At 34.0% G+C, this 20,793-nt stretch carries 17 protein-coding genes and 1 rRNA gene; 11 read left to right on the plus strand and 7 right to left on the minus strand.

What is annotated here, in order from left to right:
- Window positions 1–197 precede the first annotated feature (197 nt).
- A complete protein-coding gene (locus PQ963_06235) occupies window positions 198–1,322 on the minus strand; it encodes an ORC1-type DNA replication protein (protein MEN4029262.1) in 1,125 nt (374 codons plus the stop codon).
- A 110-nt stretch (window positions 1,323–1,432) separates the two neighbouring features.
- Here PQ963_06235 and PQ963_06240 point away from each other — a divergent pair, with 110 nt between their 5' ends.
- From PQ963_06240 to PQ963_06260, 5 genes are all read left to right on the plus strand, one after another.
- Window positions 1,433–1,786 carry a metalloregulator ArsR/SmtB family transcription factor gene (locus PQ963_06240; GenBank protein ID MEN4029263.1) on the plus strand — a complete coding sequence of 118 codons (354 nt, stop codon included), beginning with the start codon at window positions 1,433–1,435 and terminating at the stop codon, window positions 1,784–1,786.
- Window positions 1,770–3,737 carry a cation-translocating P-type ATPase gene (locus PQ963_06245; protein ID MEN4029264.1) on the plus strand — a complete coding sequence of 656 codons (1,968 nt, stop codon included), beginning with the start codon at window positions 1,770–1,772 and terminating at the stop codon, window positions 3,735–3,737. Before PQ963_06240 ends, PQ963_06245 begins: the two co-directional genes overlap by 17 nt.
- 384 nt (window positions 3,738–4,121) lie before the next feature.
- Window positions 4,122–4,571: a sirohydrochlorin nickelochelatase gene (gene cfbA / locus PQ963_06250; protein ID MEN4029265.1), complete on the plus strand. Its 450-nt coding sequence runs from the start codon at window positions 4,122–4,124 to the stop codon at window positions 4,569–4,571.
- 50 nt (window positions 4,572–4,621) lie between these two features.
- Window positions 4,622–6,562: a cation-translocating P-type ATPase gene (locus tag PQ963_06255; protein MEN4029266.1), complete on the plus strand. Its 1,941-nt coding sequence runs from the start codon at window positions 4,622–4,624 to the stop codon at window positions 6,560–6,562.
- A gap of 85 nt (window positions 6,563–6,647) precedes the next feature.
- The gene (locus tag PQ963_06260) at window positions 6,648–6,920 is read left to right on the plus strand and encodes a hypothetical protein (protein MEN4029267.1); all 273 of its coding nucleotides are present in this window, start codon (window positions 6,648–6,650) and stop codon (window positions 6,918–6,920) included.
- Between the two features lie 30 nt (window positions 6,921–6,950).
- On the opposite strand, the gene PQ963_06265 is transcribed toward PQ963_06260, so the two are convergent.
- Both PQ963_06265 and PQ963_06270 read right to left on the minus strand, forming a co-directional pair.
- The gene (locus PQ963_06265; protein MEN4029268.1) at window positions 6,951–7,298 is read right to left on the minus strand and encodes a Rieske (2Fe-2S) protein; all 348 of its coding nucleotides are present in this window, start codon (window positions 7,296–7,298) and stop codon (window positions 6,951–6,953) included.
- Between the two features lie 91 nt (window positions 7,299–7,389).
- Window positions 7,390–8,166, minus strand: coding sequence for a 6-hydroxymethylpterin diphosphokinase MptE-like protein (locus PQ963_06270; protein ID MEN4029269.1), 777 nt, complete (start codon window positions 8,164–8,166; stop codon window positions 7,390–7,392).
- 246 nt (window positions 8,167–8,412) lie between these two features.
- Between PQ963_06270 and PQ963_06275 the strand changes: the two genes are divergently transcribed.
- Window positions 8,413–9,561, plus strand: a complete 1,149-nt coding sequence (locus PQ963_06275) for an alanine--glyoxylate aminotransferase family protein (GenBank protein MEN4029270.1) — start codon at window positions 8,413–8,415, stop codon at window positions 9,559–9,561.
- 50 nt (window positions 9,562–9,611) lie between these two features.
- Here the strand turns inward: PQ963_06275 and PQ963_06280 are convergent, their stop codons facing one another.
- Window positions 9,612–10,970: a radical SAM protein gene (locus PQ963_06280; protein ID MEN4029271.1), complete on the minus strand. Its 1,359-nt coding sequence runs from the start codon at window positions 10,968–10,970 to the stop codon at window positions 9,612–9,614.
- 31 nt (window positions 10,971–11,001) lie between these two features.
- Window positions 11,002–12,627: a thiamine pyrophosphate-binding protein gene (locus PQ963_06285; protein MEN4029272.1), complete on the minus strand. Its 1,626-nt coding sequence runs from the start codon at window positions 12,625–12,627 to the stop codon at window positions 11,002–11,004.
- A 120-nt stretch (window positions 12,628–12,747) separates the two neighbouring features.
- On the opposite strand from PQ963_06285, the gene acs reads away from it, so the two are divergent.
- The gene (gene acs, locus PQ963_06290; protein ID MEN4029273.1) at window positions 12,748–14,706 is read left to right on the plus strand and encodes an acetate--CoA ligase; all 1,959 of its coding nucleotides are present in this window, start codon (window positions 12,748–12,750) and stop codon (window positions 14,704–14,706) included.
- A 41-nt stretch (window positions 14,707–14,747) separates the two neighbouring features.
- Here the strand turns inward: acs and ppcA are convergent, their stop codons facing one another.
- Window positions 14,748–16,205 (minus strand): phosphoenolpyruvate carboxylase, encoded by a 1,458-nt coding sequence (ppcA, locus tag PQ963_06295; GenBank protein MEN4029274.1) that lies wholly within the window; start codon window positions 16,203–16,205, stop codon window positions 14,748–14,750.
- Between the two features lie 1,097 nt (window positions 16,206–17,302).
- Complete coding sequence (locus PQ963_06300; GenBank protein ID MEN4029275.1) at window positions 17,303–17,755, minus strand: deoxyuridine 5'-triphosphate nucleotidohydrolase; 453 nt, start codon at window positions 17,753–17,755, stop codon at window positions 17,303–17,305.
- A 639-nt stretch (window positions 17,756–18,394) separates the two neighbouring features.
- Here PQ963_06300 and PQ963_06305 point away from each other — a divergent pair.
- The 4 genes from PQ963_06305 to PQ963_06320 form a co-directional block, all read left to right on the plus strand.
- Window positions 18,395–18,730 carry a hypothetical protein gene (locus PQ963_06305; GenBank protein MEN4029276.1) on the plus strand — a complete coding sequence of 112 codons (336 nt, stop codon included), beginning with the start codon at window positions 18,395–18,397 and terminating at the stop codon, window positions 18,728–18,730.
- Window positions 18,731–19,097: 367 nt separating this feature from the next.
- Window positions 19,098–19,337, plus strand: coding sequence for an MTH865 family protein (locus tag PQ963_06310; GenBank protein ID MEN4029277.1), 240 nt, complete (start codon window positions 19,098–19,100; stop codon window positions 19,335–19,337).
- 406 nt (window positions 19,338–19,743) lie between these two features.
- Complete coding sequence (locus PQ963_06315) at window positions 19,744–19,962, plus strand: hypothetical protein (protein MEN4029278.1); 219 nt, start codon at window positions 19,744–19,746, stop codon at window positions 19,960–19,962.
- Window positions 19,963–20,676: 714 nt separating this feature from the next.
- A 16S ribosomal RNA gene (locus PQ963_06320) occupies window positions 20,677–20,793 on the plus strand; the annotation flags it as partial.

Consider the following 20,793-nt stretch of genomic DNA (forward strand, 5'->3'; position numbering starts at 1 on the left):
GAATACTAAAAAAGGAGTGGTTAAATGTTGAAAAATAGTAAAAGTATCTCAGTTGATTTAAGGAGAAGGAGAAGTTATATGGCTTTAAAAGAATTTAATATGCAATCATTTATTTTAATAGGGATGGTTGTATTGTCATTAATACTATGTGTTTTGTGTGTGGCTGCTTATCCAAACTCCAATATGTTTGCAGGTATTTAAAGGGAGTTCATGCATTTTTTTATTTCCTCCCGCTCAAACCTGAGTATTATTACTCTTGAATTCCCTTTAACACCTTTACCAGTGAATCGAGTGTCTATAATTCTTAAAAATTCAAGTTTATTTAAAACACGATTGAAAGAAGCGTAACTTGATTTTGTCTTTTGGCTGAATGCTTTATATAGTTCACCTGCTCTTAAATCTGTTTTTGACGATCTTATAATATCAAGCATTGTTGTTTCATCATCAGATAATGATTTTAAAGTGTATGTCAGGTTTATAGAACCTGTTCTTTTCAGTGCTTCCTGCATATGCCTTTTTTCTATTGATCTGGAGGCGTCAGCTTCAGCAAGGTTTCCGCTTATTCTAAGCATGTCAATTCCAACCCTTAAATCTCCGCTTGAGAATGTATACTCAGCTATTTCATATATTAATTCATCAGAAATCACATCAGAATAAAATCCAATTTTTGCTCTTTCATTTAAGATGTCAAGCATTTCTTCTTTAGTGTAAGGATTAAAAATGATCTCCTGGGGGATGAATATAGAATTAACATTTTTATCAAGGATAAATCTGAATTCGATATCTGATAGAATAGCAAATACTCCTGTTTTTACCCCTTCAAATGCTTCATGGGCACGTAAAATATCATAAAATATTTTGTTGGCATTTTTACTGTAAAATAAGTAGTTAATATCATCTAACGCCACGATGAGTGACTTTTTTTCGCTGGAGAGGTGCTGCATGATGTTCTGGTAAATCCTTGAAAATGGAACACCTGTTTCTGGTGGTGTGTGCCCGAATATTTTTTGATAAATCTTGGAAAAAATTCCGAATCTGGTTGTGTGTATCTGACAGTTTATATAAACACATATAACTTTATCTGAGGTCCTTTCAACCATTTCAAATATTTTTTTAATGGCAGTTGTTTTTCCAGTGGCGCAAGACCCCAGTACAACTGCGTTTACAGGCCTTCCGTTTCTTAAAGCTGGGCGAATGCTCAGTGCAAGTGCCTCCATCTGAGTCTTTCGATGCATGAAATTCTCTGGAATGTAATCTGGATTAAATGCTTCTATATTTTTAAACAGAGTTTCATCGAAAAGGAGGATGTCATCGATGTCCATGCTTATTGGTTTTGGTGTTCTGAATTATAAAGATAGCAGTCTGCCAAACAGGTTGTGCTCAAACTCTTTAACCCAAACATTTATATTAGCTCATGTGAATAATTGTTCATATGAACAGAGATGTATGTGAAGTTGAATATGTTGATGAAAACGCAGTGAATGAAGTAAAATCAAAAATGCTTAAAGATGAACTTCTTTTTGAGGTATCAGATAGTTTTAAGATATTCAGTGACTCTACAAGGCTTAAAATATTGTATGCATTATCTAAAAAAGAACTCTGTGTCTGTGATTTAGCTGCAGTACTGGATATGAGTCAATCTGCCATATCCCACCAACTTCGAGTTTTAAGAAGTAAAAATCTGGTTAAATTCAAAAAAGTAGGTAAAATGGCTTATTACTCCCTTGCAGATGAGCATGTGGTTACAATAATAAAAATAGGTGTAGAACATGCCAAGGAAAGATGAAAAAGAAAATACAGAAAATCAACAGGAGTTAGTGGAGTGCAAATACTGTCCGACAGACTCATTTGAGGAAAAAGAACCCTCAAGCAATAAACCAGCCTATATCATAGTAATATCTGCCATAATTTTAATTACAGGATTATATTTCGGTTTTTTTACTCCTCAGAAATTACTGGCAGAAATTTTATTCCTGGCTGTGGTCGTAATATCAGGATATGAAATAATTTATAAAGGAATAACTTCCTTACTTAAAGGTAGATTTACAATAAGTTTTTTAATAACTATTGCGGTTATTGGGGCCTTTCTAATAGGTGAAGGAGCAGAAGGAGCATCTGTTATCTTCTTATATTTCATCGCTGAATTTTTAGAAGACTATGCTGGAGAAAGAGCAAGAAGATCAATTGGAGCACTCATAAAACTTGCTCCAGAAACAGCGACAGTAAAAAGAAGGGGAAAAAACATTGAATTACATGCCCATGCGATAGATATTGATGAAATTGTGGTTGTGAGGCCTGGAGATAAAATTCCATTAGATGGAACTGTAATTAAAGGTATTTCATCGGTAAATCAGGCTGCAATTACTGGGGAAAGCATATCTGTTACTAAAACTGGGGGAGACGCTGTATTTGCAGGTACTTTGAATGAAGAAGGCTATCTTGAAGTGAAAGTAACCAAACGTTCTGATGAAACTGTACTATCAAAGATTATAGAACTTGTTAAAGAGTCACAGAAGAAAAAATCCAAAACCGAAGCATTTATAGATAAATTCGCCAATTATTACACTCCTTCAGTAATAGGGCTTGCAATAATAGTAGCTACAATACCTCCATTCATTTTTAGTCTGCCCTTTGATACATGGTTTTACAGGGCTTTAGTCCTGCTTGTTGTGTCATGTCCGTGTGCTTTAGCAATTTCAACCCCTGTTTCAATGGTATCAGGGATAACTTCCGCAACAAGGAATGGTGTGTTGATAAAAGGTGGACAGTATGTTGAAGAAATGCAAAATGTTGATTTGATGGTATTTGATAAGACAGGGACGCTTACAGAAGGTAAATTAGAAGTAACAGATGTTATAACATTAAATAACTACTCTGAAAAAGAGATACTTCAAATAGCAGCTTCATTAGAGTCCGGATCTAAACATCCACTTGCAGAAGCAGTTATAAGATGCATAGAAAAATCAGAAATGGGGTTTAAAGAAGTTGAGGATTTTCAATCTGTTACAGGAAAAGGTATCCAGGGTAGAATAGATAATAAAATGTTTTACATTGGTAAAAAGAGCCTTTTTAAAAGTAATCCTGAATTTCCAGACGAAATAATCCAAAATCTTGAAAATAACGGCAAAACTGCAGTAATTCTTGGTAATGATGAGCATCTAATTGGAGTTATAGGATTAATGAATAAAATCAGGGATCTTTCAAAAAGTGTGATTCAGGAACTTAAAAAACGAAATATTAAAACTGTGATGCTTACAGGGGACAACGAAGGCGCTGCAAAAGCTGTATCTTCTAAAATAGGAATTGATGCGTATTATGCAATGCTTTTACCAGAAGACAAAGTTAAAATCGTTGATAAACTGTTAGGCGAGCACAAAAGTGTTGCAATGGTTGGAGATGGAGTAAATGATGCTCCAGCACTTGCAAGATCAAACGTGGGCATTGCTATGGGCGCTGCAGGTTCAGACGTTGTAATTGAAACTGCAGATATAGCTTTAATGCATGATGATATTTCAAAGGTCAATTACCTTATTGATTTAAGCAAAAAAACAATGAATGTGGTGAAACAGAATGTTTATGCGTCTATTTTAATTAAAACATCCTTTGCAGTTTTAGCAGTGTTCGGATTCATCCCTTTATGGGTGGGTGTTGCAATAGGCGATATGGGTTTAAGCCTGGCTGTTATATTGAATGCACTTAGAATTGGAAATAGAAACAGGAATAGAGACTATCTATGAATATTAATGCAGATTATCTGGCTATAAATCTGTCTCAATTTAAAGTAAGAATACCTTAAATATTTAAATTAGTCAATTTTGTTTTACTTTTAATCAAATAAGCTTGAACATGACTTTAAACACTAAAATTAGTCCATTTAATTTTATTATTAATCAAATAAGCTTGAACATGCCTTTAAATACAATGATGACCATTATAATATTGTTAATACGTATTTAAGGTGGGTTATGATGCGCAAGAACATGATGTTATTACAGAATAACGATTTTCCTTTTTAATTTAAGGAATAAACAAACTATTAGAGCTTAAATAGCGTATTAATGCCTTAAAATATATGTAAATTTCTTAAAAAGATAAAAAAAGCAATAGTGGGGCGATATAATATGCATACAAATTCAGATTCAAAAACTGACAGAATAGGTATTTTACTTGTAGGCCATGGAAGCAGTTTACCCTATGGGCAAGAAGTTCTCTATAAACTGGCAGAAGGATACAGAAAAAATTCAGATTATCCTGTTGAAGTAGGATTTATGAACATAGCAGAACCTTCAATAGCAGCTGCAGTTGATACCCTTAAAAAAAAGCAGGTGCGAAAAATAATCGTTGTGCCAGCATTTATAGCACATGGAATCCATACCCGGCAAGATATTGAATATGTTCTCCGCTTAAGCGAGAATAAAAGGCCGTCAAAAATCCATAATTTTGATGAAAGTGAAAGAATTGATTTCGATGGAGAAGTTATCTACACTGAACCCTTTGGTGCTGATCCAAGGATTGTAGAAATACTTGAAGAAAGGGTGAATAGCTCAATTGAACCATCTAAAAAAGCTTAAAAAGATAGATATTGTAATTTTAAAGGTTTTAACTATTATATGTGGTGAAAATGGACAGGATTATCGACTTCAGCAGATTTAAAAACGATGATGAGTATCGAACAATTATTTTAACCATTATCTCAGGAATGTTTCTTTTAATCAGCTGGTTAGGACTGTTAAGAGGTATTTTACCCTTTGATCCAGCATTAATAAGTGTTGCAATCAGCGGTACACCCATATTCATTGAAGCAGGGAAAGGATTAATCACCGAATTTGAGATAAAAACAGGCGTTCTTGTAAGTATAGCGCTTATTGCGTCAGTTGTAATTGGGGAATATTTTGCAGCTGGAGAAATTGCAGTAATTATGATGATAGGTGAAATACTTGAAAACAGGACTATTAGAAAAGCACGGGAAAGTGTTAAAAAGCTTATTCAATTAACTCCACAGGTAGCAAGGATAAGAACATCAGATGGAGAAAAGGAAATTTCTACAGAAGAAGTGAATGTGGGGGATATTATCCTTGTTAAGCCTGGTGAGTCAATCCCGGTAGATGGTGTTATTATAAATGGCCACACATCCATAAATCAGTCCATTATTACTGGAGAATCCATGCCTTTGGACAAAACAGTTGGTGATGAAGTATTTGTAGGTACATTAAATCAGTTAGGAGCCATTGAAATAAAAGCCACCAAAGTTGGTGAAGATACATCTCTTTCAAAGCTAATAAGACTTGTTAGAGAATCAGAAGATAAAAAAGCACCTGTTGTAAGATTTACAGATAAAATAGCCACATTAATAGTGCCTATGGCATTTTTAGCCTCTATAGTTACATATTTTTTAACAAAGGATATTATAAGGGTGGTAACAATTTTGGTTGTGTTCTGCCCCTGTGCACTGGTACTTGCAACGCCAACAGCCATTATGGCCGGTATAGGCAATGCCTCACGTAAAGGTATTCTAATTAAAAGTGGAGAAGCACTGGAAAAGGTAGGACAGATTAACACAATAGCCTTTGATAAAACAGGTACAATTACAAATGGTAAACCTGAAGTAATCAATATTATCCCTGTAAATCAGGATTATAATGAAGAAGAAGTTTTATTATGGGCATCAACCGCAGAGAAGTTTTCAGAGCACCCTTTAGGCAAGGCAGTTTATAAAGCAGCACAGGGGAAATCACTGGATGTGACCGATCCTGAAGAGTTTAAAATAGAATTAGGTAAAGGAGTTATAGCTTCTTTAGAGAATAAAAAAGTTCTGGTTGGAAATAAAAAGCTGATTGCAGCAAACATGATTGAACTAACCAAAGAACAAAACAGCCTTATTAGTTCATATGAAAGCCAGGGAATGACTGTTTTAATTGTTGCTTTAGAAAATTCAATAATAGGTCTGATAACTGTTGCAGATAAAATAAAAAGCAGATCTAAGGAAACAGTACAGGAACTTAAAGAGATGGGTGTAAATGAAATTCTTCTCTTGACAGGTGATAATAAAAACGCTGCAAGCGCCATTGCAAAGCAGGTAGGCATTAATAAAGTTTATGCTGAACAGCTTCCTGAAGATAAGGTAAATTTAATTGAAAGCCAGTTAAATGATAACAGGAAGGTGTGTATGATTGGTGATGGAATTAATGACGCTCCAGCTCTTGCCATATCCAACGTAGGTGTTTCAATGGGAGCATTAGGTGCTGATGTTGCAATTGAGACTGCAGATATTGCTTTAATGTCTGATGATATAAGCAAAGTTCCAGAGTTAATAAAGCTTTCAAAAAAGGTTTTAGGTACAATCAGTGTAAATATTGTAGTTCCCATTTTAATTAACCTTGTAGCTATCCTGCTTGCAGCATTTGGCATTATTGGACCTGTAGCTGGTGCCTTAATCCATAATTTGGGGTCTGTACTGGTGGTGGCTAATTCATCCAGGCTTATAAAATACCGTACAAATCCCGAACCAGCGAAAAAATCTGCAGCTATAAATATACGTCCTTTACTTAAAACCAGGAGATAATGAGTAGAGCAAATTTTATATATCATAAAGAACTTAGGTATACCAAGCACAATTTAGGTATGCCTAAATCAGGAGGGGATTAAAGGTGAAAATAAATGAAGTCCAGGTAGCAATACTGCAAAAATTATGGGTACACTCAATACATTTAATAGAAAATGATGGCCTGGAAAAAGAACTGTACAATAAATCTGCAGTTAATGAACTGGAAAATTTAAAACTAATAGAAGATGATGGTGGTAAAATATATCTCACTCCCAAAGGCTTTGAAGAATTTAGAAAAACAATAAAAAGACGTGAACTATCTGAAAAATCTAAAAAAATACTCCATGATGCAGGTATGGCTTTGACCATTTCATAAAAAGTATTTTGAAGATACAGATCCATTCATTTAAAGATCAGCCAAAATTTTCTCTCCATCAACCCTTACATCATATATTTTTAAAGGTCGAGGCGACTTTAATAGCTTAGCTAAGGATAATTTAAACCCTGACCAGTCAGTCCAGCGAATCACATGGCCATCTGTAAGGTCAAATTGACTGTGGTGCCTTGGACATGTAACAACAGTTCCCTTGAGCTTACCCTTCGAAAGATTACCTCCCATGTGGGGGCAACGATTATCTGCAGCATAATAATTATCCCCTACTCTTGCAATAAGGATTTCACGCCCTGAAACCGAGGCCATTTTCATACAACCATCCATTAACTCATTTTTTGCCCCTATCTCTACAAAACTCATTTTATACACTCCTGTTATTTACTACTGATTTATTATATTTTAATAAAACATAATGAATTTTGTGATTTATAAAGAAGATAGAAATTTGAATTTATAATTTCAAAAGAACATCAACATTAATGGCTGCCACGCCTTTAATCTTTTCTCCACCAGACATATTTGCTATTTCCACATTTTCATTTTCTGCAGCCCACTGTGTGAGCTTTTTTGCAAAATTAAGCTTCATTTGCTTTATTTTATCAGCTTTACATTCTGATTCATCTAAATCTGGTCTTGAATATTTAGTTACAATATCTCCAAAATCCATTCCTGATAGAAGTATAAGTCTTGCCCCCAGTTCAATTGCTAAGAATATGCATCTGTCCCCATCAGTAAAACCGCCGAAATTATACACATTTTTTAGAGGAACACTTTGGGTAGTCCCTAAAACTCGTTTAAGTTTTGGAACATATTCTTTTATTTTATTCATATTATTTCCATGGGCATGGACAACTAAAATCGCTCCTTCATTGTTAGCTTTGATTATATCATCCATATTTCCGTCTAAATCTGTAACTATAATATCAGGAATTACGTCTTCTTCTAAAAGTGCTGTTGTTGCCCCATCTGCAGCAATTAATGTGAACTTATTTAAATCTAACTCTCCTGATTCATCTAATTCCTTCAATTCAATGATGTTCCTTTTAAGGGATGGGCCAGCCCCAAAAATTATTACATTAGCTTTTATATTGGTTTCAGCAATGCACGAGCTGTTATGTTCATCTAAAAGGCTATTTAGTATTTCTGCAGATTTTTCATCGTCTTCCTGACTGAAACCAAATTCTTTCAGTATCATTTCATACCATAAAAACCATGTATCCAGATCCATAAAAAGTGATATGTTATTTTTAGTAGATAAAATAGTTTGATTATCCAATATATAGATCGAAGTAAAGGTATATTACTATTTAATTTATAAAGTTAATCTGTAAAAAAAGTGAATCATGTTTAAGATAACTTTTAAAATTGGAGGTTCTCAAAATCATAGATTTTGAAACCTATTGAAAGCTAAGCTTTCAATGCCCCAAATGCAAAGCATTTGAGGGCCCGAAATTGAAAATTTTGGAGGATTAAAATGGAGGAAACATTGTTAATGATACCAGGACCTACCAGAGTAGCTCCTCGTGTGTTAAAAGCCATGTCAGAGGCTATAATGAACCATAGAAGTGCTGAATTTGCTGAAATTCTGGTTCAAACTAATGAAATGATGTCTGAAATATTCCAGACCCAGAACCCATCCTATACAATAACAGGCTCTGGAACAGCGGCCATGGAAGCAGCAGTTGGAAACATTCTAAACAAGGGAGATAAAATTTTAAACATTGTTGGCGGAAAATTCGGTGAAAGATTCGCCCAAATAGCAGGTGCCAATGGCGGTGTTCCAGTTAAGCTTGATGTGGAATGGGGAACAGCAGTTGATCCTGAAGATGTTAAAACCGCCTTAGATGAAGATGATGAGATAAAAGCGGTGACAATAGTTCATAATGAAACTTCAACAGGTGTTGCAAGCCCAATAGAAGAAGTTGGTAAAATTGTTAAAGATTACAACGCTTTATACATCGTAGATACCGTTTCATCCCTTGGAGGAGACGATGTAGCTGTAGACGATTATAACATTGATATTTGTGTAACTGGCTCACAGAAATGTCTTGCTGCACCACCGGGAATGGCTGCAATCACAGTAAGTGATGGTGCATGGGATGTAATCGATAAAACCGAATCAAACTCATATTATCTTGATGTGAGGAAATACAGGAAATATTCACAAAATACACCACCAGAAACACCATACACCCCTTCTGTATCTTTAATGTATGCCATGCGAGAGGCCTTAAATGTCATTATGGAAGAAGGACTTGAAAGCAGAATAAAAAGACACCAGTTAGCTGCAACTGCAACAAGAAACGGTATTAAAGCACTTGGTCTTGAATTATTCGCTAAAGAAGACGTTTCATCCACAACTGTAACTGCCATAAAAATGCCGGAAGGTGTGACCGATAAAGATATGAGAGGCACAATGAGAGATAAGTATGGAATCGTGCTTGCTGGCGGTCAGGACCACTTAAAAGGCAACGTTTTTAGAATAGGTCATATGGGTAACGTTACCTACAGAGATATTGTTGTTACAATGTCTGCTCTTGAAATGACTTTAAAAGAGCTTGATTTTGATATATGTCTTGGAGAAGGAGTTGCAGCAGTGGAAGAAGCTTATCTCATTGGTTAATATTATTTAAATTTCTTTTTATTTTTTTGATTTTAAACTGGACAGCCTCTCTACCTGGCAACGTCTCTTATCATTGCACCAACTGTTTTAAGAAGTACAAATCCGTCTCTCCATGTTTGTTTGATGATATAACTTGGACGCAGGTAAAAATCCATGAATGCCTGCTTTTGAAGGTTTTTAAGTTCTTCTAAGGAACAGTCAACAGTTTCTAAAACAGGGTTTAAAAGGGTGTATTTTGACCAGTCGTTAACCTTAATAAGGTTCTGTTTAGATGCTTCAATATAGAAATTAGTCCCCGGATATGGTGTAGCAAGCGAGAATACAGCATAGGAAGGGTTAAGGCTTTTAACAAAATTAATTGTTTTTTCAATGCTTTGTCTGGTATCTCCAGGCATTCCAAGAACTGCTGAAGCAATTGTTCTAAGATTAAGCTCTCTTGTAAGTTCAAATGTCCTTCTAATCCTATCAAGAGTAATTCTTTTGTTTAGTTTATCCAGATGTTGCTGGTCTGCAGACTCAACACCCAAAAATAGAGTGATGCACCCGGATTCTTTCATTTTTTTCAGTAACTTTGAGGATACAGTGTCCGCTCTTGCTGTGCAGCCCCAGTAAAGATCAAGATCTCTATTTTTAATCTCACTGCAAACTTCTTCCACTCTTTTCTGGTTCATGGTGAATGTATCATCCATGAAAGCTATCATTTTAGCATGGTGTGCATCTACTAAATGTTCCATTTCATCAACAATATTTTCAGCAGATCTCATTCTTAATTTGTGCCCGTGCATTGCCGCTGATGAGCAGAATGAACACTTGTAAGGGCAGCCTCTTCCAGAAATTAAAGTACCGGTTAGAAGTTTCATATTAAGAATTTTATACCGGTCCATTGGTAAAAGATGTCTTGCTGGGAAGGGTAAAATATCTAAATCCTCTATAATAGGCCTTGGAGGAGTTATAAATTCTCTGGTGGCGATTCCCTTAACTTCCCTTAAACTGGTTCCATTTCGGGCTGCCATTGCAATCTCCAGCATGGTGCATTCACCTTCGCCTAAAACCACAATATCCACGAAATCATTTTTTAAAAGCTCCTGATATGTAAATGTTGGATGGTACCCACCCAAAACAACAGATGCATCAGAACATGCGCTTTTAGCAATTCTGGCTGATTTAAGAGCCTGGTTAATGGTGGGCGTTAATGCTGTAATTCCAACCATATCTGGAGAATATTTAATAATTTCATTTTCCAGGTCTTCCCAGCCAATTTCAAGCGCAGGACCGTCTATTATTTTAACAGCAATGTCATTTTCTTCAAGAACTGCTGCTATGTATCCAATACCTAATGGTGGTGCCACAAGGCCAATGAATTTGTATTTTGAAGCTGTATCTGGCGGATTTATTAACATGACCTTCATAAAATCACTTTAATTAATATATACTTTCATATTAATAATTATTACTATTTGAAGGACTTATTTCAGGTAAAATTATTCCTTCTTCTTTATCAACCATTATATCAATTAAGTAAGGCTCTTTCAAATTCAATGCATTTTTTACCGCACTGTAAACTTCACCGGGAGCAGTTACCCTTTCTCCTTTAATCCCATAAGCATTTGCCAGTTTAACGAAATCTGGATTTTCAAGTTCAACCTCGTATCTTTTCCTGTAATTCATGTCCTGCCACTGTTTTATGATTCCAAGAGAGCTGTTATTTATAATGCAGACGAGAATTTTCATTTTCTCCTGTGCTATTACTGCAAGTTCCTGCTCTGTCATCTGGAACCCACCATCACCTGCAACTAAAACCACGCTTTTTTCAGGGTTTGCAAGTGACGCACCAATAGCTGCAGGTAGACCGTATCCCATTGGCCCGAATCCTCCTGAAAAAATCAGTTCAGATGGTCTTGTAATCTTTTTAAGGAGATTTACCCATGTAGTATGTGTTCCAGCATCGCCCACTGTCGTTGCATCGCCTGAAGCATCTATTATTTCCTTTATTGCTCTTTGAGGCTTTACTGGAATATCGTTGTAGCTGGTTTTAATATCATAATGTTTGCTGTGGGTTTCCAGTTCCTGGAGCCATTTTTTCGTGCTTTTAATTTTTGTATCCTTTATTTTATCTAAAAAATCACCGGCATCGCCTTGAATATTGATACTGCCTTCAAGAACATTTTGATCAGGGTTAACATGAATAATTTCAGTTTTTCCAACTCCTATTTTTGTCCTTTCTGAAAATCTGCATCCAATTGCAATAAGAAGGTCACAATTTCCTCCTGCAAAGTTAGAAGCATCAGTACCTCTAAGGCCAATCATTCCAAGACATAGTGGATGGGTTTCAGGTAAAATTCCCCTTGCAGAATAGGTTGTTGCAACTGGAATGGAATTTCTTTCTGCAAAATCTCTAAGTTCATCCACAGCATGTGCCCATATAACTCCAGCACCTGCAAGAATAAGCAGCCTTTTGGAATTTTCAATTAAGCTTACTGCATCTTCAACTCCATTTAATGAAGATTCAGGTGAATATTCTTCATTTATATCCAGGATCTCTATATTAACCATCTCCTCCAGAACATCTTTAGGAAAATTTAGATGGACTGGACCAGTTTTACCATGTTTAATTAATTGAATTGCATGTTTTAGTTTATTGATTCCATCTTCAGCACTTTCTATGTGAAATGATTCCAAGGTGATTGGTTTAAAGACTCCATTTACATCCACGTCCTGAAACACGTTTTTTCCTTTAAAATCTCTACTTACATCCCCCGTAATTACAATCATGGGAACTGAATCCTTAAAAGCAGCCCCAACACCCATTACTAAATTTAAAGCTCCGGGACCTGCTGTTGCAACACAAACTCCAAAATTAGATGAAACTCTTGCATATCCATCAGCTGCATGGGCTGCTCCCTGTTCATGACGCATTAATACATGTTTAATGCTTGAAGTTCTTAATGCATCGTAAAAAGGAAGGATCTGTTCTCCAGGATGCCCGAAAATATATTTAACATTGTTTTTTTCTAAAATTTTAAGGAGAGCATCTGCACATCTGATTTTATTATCATGTAGAGTCATTATGATATTATATTTTGTTTTTATTTTAATTAAATTTAATCTGTCCGGAAATCAATTAATTTTTATGATTTAAATTAGAGAATATAACACATCAAAAATTCTAAACATGAGGAGATAAAAATGTCAAAGGATCTGGAGACATTACTCAAAGAAGAGCGCCTATTTAAACCTTCAAATAAGTTTTTAGAAGAAAGTAACATTGCTTTGTGGATGAAAAAACATAAAATTAAAAATTATGAAGAACTGCTTGAAAAAGCAAGACTGAATCCAGAATGGTTTTGGGATGAACTTGCTGGAGAGCTTGAATGGTTCCAAAATTATGAAAAAGTCTTAAAATGGGATCCTCCCCATGCAGAATGGTTTTTAGAAGGAAAATTTAATATAGTACACAATGCTTTAGACAGGCACATTGAAAATGGCAATAAAGATAAAATAGCGTATATCTGGGAAGCAGAAGATGGTAAAACAAAAAAAATAACCTATCTTGAACTTTGGAAGGAAGTAAACAGGTTTGCAAATGCCCTGAAGAATTTAGGAGTTAAAAAGGGTGATAGGATAGGTATTTATTTACCGATGATAGTTGAACTTCCAGTGGCAATGCTTGCCTGTGCTAAAATAGGTGCAGTACATTCAGTTGTCTTTTCAGGTTTCTGGGCAAAAGCATTTCAGGATAGAATAAATGATGCTGGAGCAAAAATAGCCATAACTGTAGATGGTTTTACAAGAAGAGGTAAACTCATACCACTTAAAGAAAATGTGGATGATATACTTGAAAACACTCCTACAGTGGAAAATGTAGTTGTAATCAAACATGCAGGTCTTGAAACTGAAATGCAGGATGGTAGGGATCTTTGGTGGCATGAAATCACAGAAAATGTGGACGATGAATGTAAAACCGAGATAATGGACTCAGAAGACCCTTTATTTATACTATACACCTCTGGAACTACAGGAAAACCAAAAGGAGTTTTACATGTTCATGGAGGATATGCTGTTGGAGTATATACCACTTTAAAATTCGTTTTTGACCTTAAAGAGGATGATGTATGGTGGTGTGCTGCAGATATAGGTTGGGTAACTGGACACAGCTATATAGTCTATGCTCCACTTCTTTGCGGGGTAACATCAGTTATGTTTGAAGGTACTCCAGATTATCCAGATCCAGGCAGGTTCTGGAGTATGATTGAAAATTATGGGGTTACAGTTTTTTATACAGCTCCAACAACTATCAGGATGTTTATGAAATACGGCGAAAAATGGCCAGATAAATATGATTTAAGTTCTTTAAGGCTTCTTGGATCAGTAGGAGAACCTATAAATCCAGAAGCATGGATCTGGTACTATAAATATATTGGAGGAGAAAAATGCCCAGTTATGGACACATGGTGGCAAACAGAAACTGGAATGCATCTTATAACTCCATTGCCCGTTTCTACACTTAAACCAGGGTCTGCAGTTATGCCGTTTCCAACAGTTGAAGCAGACATATTCGATGACGAGGGTAATTCATTAAAAGATAAAGGAGGGCATCTTGTAATTAAAACACCCTGGCCATCAATGTTTAGAACACTCTATAAAGATCCTCAAAGGTACATTGATGCTTACTGGAGCAAATTTAAGAATATTTACCTGAGCGGAGATGTGGCAAGAAAAGACAATGAAGGCTATTTCTGGATTCAAGGACGAGAAGATGATGTCTTAAATGTTGCAGGGCACAGAATAAGCACTGCTGAAGTGGAATCAGCGCTTGTAAGTCATGATGCAGTTGCAGAAGCTGCTGCTGTTGGAAAACCTGACCCAATAAAAGGTGAAGAGATTTCAGCATTTGTAATTTTAAAATCAAACTATGAAGCTTCAGTTGAACTAAAAGATACTCTTAAATATCATGTTAGGGTTGAAATAGGACCTGTTGCAACACCAAAATACATAAATTTTGTTGAAGACCTTCCTAAAACAAGAAGCGGAAAGATAATGAGAAGAGTTATAAAAGCAAAAGTTAAAGGGGAAGATGTGGGCGATATAAGCACTCTTGCAAATCCTGAAGCTGTGGACAGATTGAATACAAACTTTAATAGCTGAAAATTCAGCTATTAAATTATTTAAATTTCAATTCTCTGCAGTTATCCCAGGAATTTTCTAAGGTGTGCTGCGCCTAAAATGTATTCGCTCAAATTTTCAGTTTTGTTTTCATTTAAAGAAGATATAATAGAATCTGTCAGTTCTTTATGCTTGTTGTTTATCTGAATATCCCCTAAAATATCATCTATTTTTGTTTTAATGGATTGGGGTAATAATGGTGTATCCGGGTTATAAAACTGGAGAGCATCCCTTAAATCACTTTCAAAGTTCAGGTAAACCTTTTCTACAAATTGCAGATCTGCATCATTAAGTGCATTTAAACCCAGAATTTCTGGGGGTAGCCCCATAGAATAGAGAGCACAGGTGAAAGTTATGGCCCTTGGTAAGGAAACACCTTCCATACTACGGGAATATCCAAACAAACCTATGTGCAACTTTCTTTTCCTTCGGCTTGGTATGTATTTTGCAATTCTATTTATCAGAGGAGCCAGTTCTATTATCTGTTTTTGATATTCTTCACTGTACCTTTCCACTATATCCAGGCATCTTTCTTCATCTATTTCATGGGGGACACCTGTTTTTCGTTCATTTAATTTCTTAATCGCTTCTATAACCTCTTCAGGAGAGTTATCATATTTAAATGCTGATTGAATTGTGAATGTATGTACACTTGGATATTCCTCTGATAACCTTTCAACTGTTTGGGGCCTTAAATTACCTCTAAAAGGAGCTGAACCTACTCCAATAATTGGATACATCTTTATGCCGATTTTTTCTTCTAATTTCTGAAATCTTTGAAGAGCAATCTTATTTAAAAGAAGAGAGCTTATAAATCCATAATTCATGGCAGTGTCTGATCTTGCAAGGAAAACTCTCTGGTAATCCACAGATTTATCTTTTAAGTATTCTTCAGCCATATTATGTGCATTGAGCATATTATCTTTATCCTCAAAAAGAGGTATTACATTAATTTTTTTAGGTTTAAATTCCCCAATCCACTCTGCAATAGTTATATCTCCATTTTTAAAGGGTTTATTTTGTTTACCCACCACAAAATCACTGTAATATCTGTAAATTCTATCAAGACAATCTGAAGAAGCTGTCATTGGTAAAATTACTTCAAATACAGGTACGTAGTCCTCCCCATAAAATAGTTTAGCAGCGTCAAATGAACGAGGAATACTTTCCAGTGTTTCCAGTAAAAATTTTGCTTCTGCTTTTTCAACTGTGGGGTTAGGAACTCTTAAAGTTAAAAAAACATCTTTACCTAAAATTTTATCTTTAAAAAATGATCCATATTTTGTAAGTAATTTTTTAACAACGTAGCTATCAACTTCTTTACCTTCACAATCCCACATCTGCTCATCACAGCCTAAATGGGATAAAACATAGTATGCTTCAGCTATTTCTTCTTCACCACCAAGTTCAGCATCTGCTGAAAAAAATGGAGGGTTTACATTATCTGGATGCTGTGTACTCATACATCTTGGAATTTTCATTTATATTTCTCCTTTTATGTTTTTTAATATTTTATTAAGGGAATTTATATTATTGAACCATTCATTTCCAGTTATTTCATTAGCACATGCACAGTAAACTTGTAAAATTAAATTCCTGTATTCATGAGGAATATGTTCTGGTTGAACTGTACAGATTTCTTTCCATCTGGATCGATCTTTTATTAGCTTCTTCTGTAGCAAGCAAAAACTGTTTTGAAGCTATATGACTTTTTTATTTTCAAAGCAAATCCCTCCCCTCCTATTCATAATGATTAATAATTACAGAACCTGGGGTTCAAAAATTTTTTTAAAATTTCAATAGTTTGAAATTTATCATTTTGAACTGATCTCATTTTACTATACATTCTACAGCTTATATTTTTTCTTTTTAAGAAGTTTAAATTAATTACATTTTCTCTCATTTTATCCTTATTTAGAAACACTTTTAAACTCCTAACAGCTTTTAAACATATCACTAATTGAATAATTAATATCATAAAGACATCCAAACATCAATAAAGTTATAATTATAGTTATATAAAAATGTTTTTATATAACTATATAGCGATATAGCAACATTAAAAGTTAAATAGTATAAGGAAAAATAGAAGTAGTAGAGGTGATTTAAATACCCAATCAGAAGACACTTAATGTACGAATTCCAGTAGAATTAATGGACGAATTTAAAGAAAAGGCGTATAAAAAGTTTAATTATGAAAAAGGATCCCTTAAAATGGCCTGTATTGAAGCTTTAAGGGAGTGGTGTAATAAAAGCTAAAATATGATAGGTAGCTTTCTTGCAATTCAAAGTCTAAACAAAAAGAAGTCCAAACACGGATTTAACTAAAAATAAGCATTCTGACAGGCATAATATCTGGTTTTGGGTAGCCTCTTATAGTTTATTCTTTTTCCTGATAGCCCACAAACACGAAGTGTTTGGGGCCTAAGAAACGAAGTTTCTTAGGGCCGTCGAAAATCTTTGATTTTCGGGGCCACGAAATTATAAATTTCGTACGGCCCACAAACACGAAGTGTTTGGGGCCCAAGAAACGAAGTTTCTTAGGGCTGTCGAACATGAAATGTTCGGGCAATCAAAATCAGAGATTTTGATAGCTCCCATTATATTCTCCAGAGCCAGTGACATCAAATACCACTGCTTGAGCAATCCTTTCTCCCTTTTTTATTTTATAATCAAATTCTCCGTAATTATAAAGCATAAACTGCAGTGTCCCATAAAATCCAGGGTCTCCAAGAGCAGTGTGAACTGAAATGAAAGAGCGGTTAAGAGTTGATCTTGGAAGATAAATCATGGAGTATCCCTTAGGAATTTTAATTTTAGGCTCAACAGTAACTGAATAAGCAGTTTTAGGCTTTAATATGTAAATTGGAGGATCTAATCTCTCTAATTCAGGAAGATTTTTCTTATTATCAATTAGAGAACCTGAATTTTTCTGTATAAATACTTCATTCAACCTTAAATCTATTCCTGAAGGTTGTATAAGCTCTTTAAAATCTGGAAATAATTTTATCAATTCTTTTTCGCCTAAAATACTAAAATACCTCCAAAAATATTTTCAATTATTTCTGGTTTAGAAATGCTATTGAAGACTATGATTTCGGTGAGCCGAAAATCTACGATTTTCAAGTGCTATACATTTCCTTCAACCTCATTTATACCTAAGTTTTACTAATAAACTCCATAATATTTCATATTAAATAATATATTTGATCGATAAACCACTAACTGCATTTTTGATGTATTTTATTTTTAATTTTATAAAATTAAACCATATAAATCTTTTTAAAACCCGGGCTGTAAAAATTCTAACATCCAGTAAGTCCCTGAATAACACAAAATTTAATAAAACGTTAGTACATATTCTCAGAGTGATAACATGAAAGATGAACAGTTAAAAAAGGAATGATGAAAATCCTTTAAATGAACTGGATAAAATTAAAATAAAGGGGTTTGAAGAACTGGAAGACCAGGATTTAAAGGATTTTAATCTGGATAATTTTAGAAAATCCCGATTAAAAGAGGTATTAAAAAAAATAAACAATTGTGTTTATTTTTAATTTTTTAGTTAAAAAAACTAATTTTTTTCGGGAATTTGTTCATCTTTAACAAAATATCATACTCCTATCCATAAATTTATCTATAATCAGTTACATATATTAATGTGATTCCTATGATTGAATTTAAAAAAATTCAGATAATTGAAAAAATTAAACCAGCTACAGTTAGCTTCTTATTAAACTATACTGATGGGGAATTACATGAATTAACAGAGGAATTTAAACTCAAACTTAAAAAATATGCTTCATATAGAAATGATGGGAGTGAATCAGAAGTTTTCACCGAAAAAACAGGTACAACGACTACTATAAACGTTTTAATACATTATCCCCTGGCAAAGTGGCCTGATGAGATTGAAAAGATGAATAATCTGTTTAGAGGCTATGCAATTAGTTTCATGAACTATTATTATACAAATAAGCCCTATTCTCTTTTCGTAAAACCTTAGTTAATTGCACATCTCTTATTTTTTAAACACTGTGATCTGTATTTATAAAACTTATATATAATGTTAAGATACAGAATATGCTTTTTCAGGCGACAGGATTTACTCTTGTCTTTAAAACTGTCTGGATTTAATTAATAAACCTCTTTATTTAAAATAAAAACTATCTTGGGTCACTAAAATATAGTTAGTATATTTTACTGACGGTTAAGTATATAATCATATTTTAACAATAGTTATAATGTCAATGGAATACTAAAAAAGTATTTAAAATGTGGATATGCATTACTTTTTTAGCAGTCCATGTAGGACACCCGTAGCAGCCAAAACCAAATAAACTGCTGAAAGTAATTAAAAAGAAGGAGATAAAATGAGTGTAAAAGAAGATATAAGAAGTCAAATAGTAGGGGCACTTCAAGGAGCAGATTTTCCCATAAACACACCGGAAGAACTATTTGCAGCGCTTCCTAATGGTGCAGATACCACATGTAAATCAGGTGACGTTGAATTAAAAGCTTCAGATGCTGGTCAAGTACTTAAATCTGATGATTTTCCATTTAAAAGCGCAGAAGAAGTTGCAGATACCATAGTAGAAAAAGCAGGGTTGTAATAACCCTTATTTCCTATTTTTTGAAAATAATTCAGTTCCAACCTATTCTAATTTTACAATAGTCTCATTAAACACTGTATTTTTCTCTCGAATGATAGTTACTTCACTAACTTTCTCTGGAGGCTTTATTTTTTTACTGTTTCGGTTATAGGATGAATTCTAAGTGTTTGAACATTAAATTTTGGGTTGCATTTTGCAGTGATTGTGGTAGAATCACTTGAAAAACAATCAAATGATATACGGCAAAATTTTTAAGTATTAAAATTAAATCAGTAATTAAATTTTTATTAAATTATAGTTGTAGATATTATTTTGTCTAAATAGAGTTTTAAATTTGATTATATGGCAATTTAGCTTATTTAAGTCATATAATCATGGTTACAAAATATGTTAAAAGGTTAAAAGAATGTTAGAATTTAAAGATTTTAAAATGGATAGTAAGAAAAATTCATCAGATATTTCCATTAAATTTAGTTTTATTGACAAGGAATTAGGCAAAGAAAACACCGAATACATCTTTCAAAAGCTAAATGAATATGAAGTATATTTAGAATATGATTGTAAAGGTGATTTCCAGATTACAAAAAATGCCATTATTGAGATGATTATAACATTTCCAGGTTGAAAAGTTCCTAATGATAAAAAAGAATTAGAAAAATTTGTAAATAAATATGTGATGGATTTCAATGAATACTATCACAAAATCAGCAGCCTTGAGGATTTATTTGAAGAAGATCTTTTGAGCACACTTGATCCTGATTGATATATCTTTATGGATTTATTTATGGTAAAAATTGGGCTGTAAAAATCCTAACCCATAATAATAAGTTTACAACCCCTAAAAATGAGAAGGTTTATATAGAATTAAACTGATAATATTATAGTCACAATAAAATTAATTAAATATATTGTGACAAATCCCAGAAGTATTGTAAATGTATGGATTGTAGTATTATAATGAAGGAAATAAGTAGATCCAGCATTTTGCAAAAAATTCTAAAAAACATGTAAAGATACAGGTTGCAAGTATAGAATGCGCTGGTTTGAACTGATTCAACCTTTGCATAAAAATTCTAAAAAACTTGTAAAACTACAGGTCTTTAGTATCATATGTGCTACGATATAAGGCGTCGGCTGGAGTATGAAAATATCAAACTATGAAAGCTGTTTTTTCCGATTGTAGCTATAAAAAATGAGGACTTAAACCCTTGCAAAAAGCAAACGTTTGAGTTTGATGTTGGTCTAGTAGATGTGGTGACATTTGGTTGCTACTGATACCCCCTTTAATTTTTAAAATTAAGTTTACTTCCAAAGCACAATACTCCGCTTTAAACGTGTAAATCCGTTTGATCCTGGCGGAGGCCACTGCTATTGGGGTCCGATTAAGCCATGCAAGTCGAACGATCTTCGGATCGTGGCAAACGGCTCAGTAACACGTGGATAACCTACCCTTAGG

Origin of the sequence: Methanobacterium sp., from assembly GCA_039666455.1 — an archaeon.
GTDB lineage: Archaea > Methanobacteriota > Methanobacteria > Methanobacteriales > Methanobacteriaceae > Methanobacterium_D.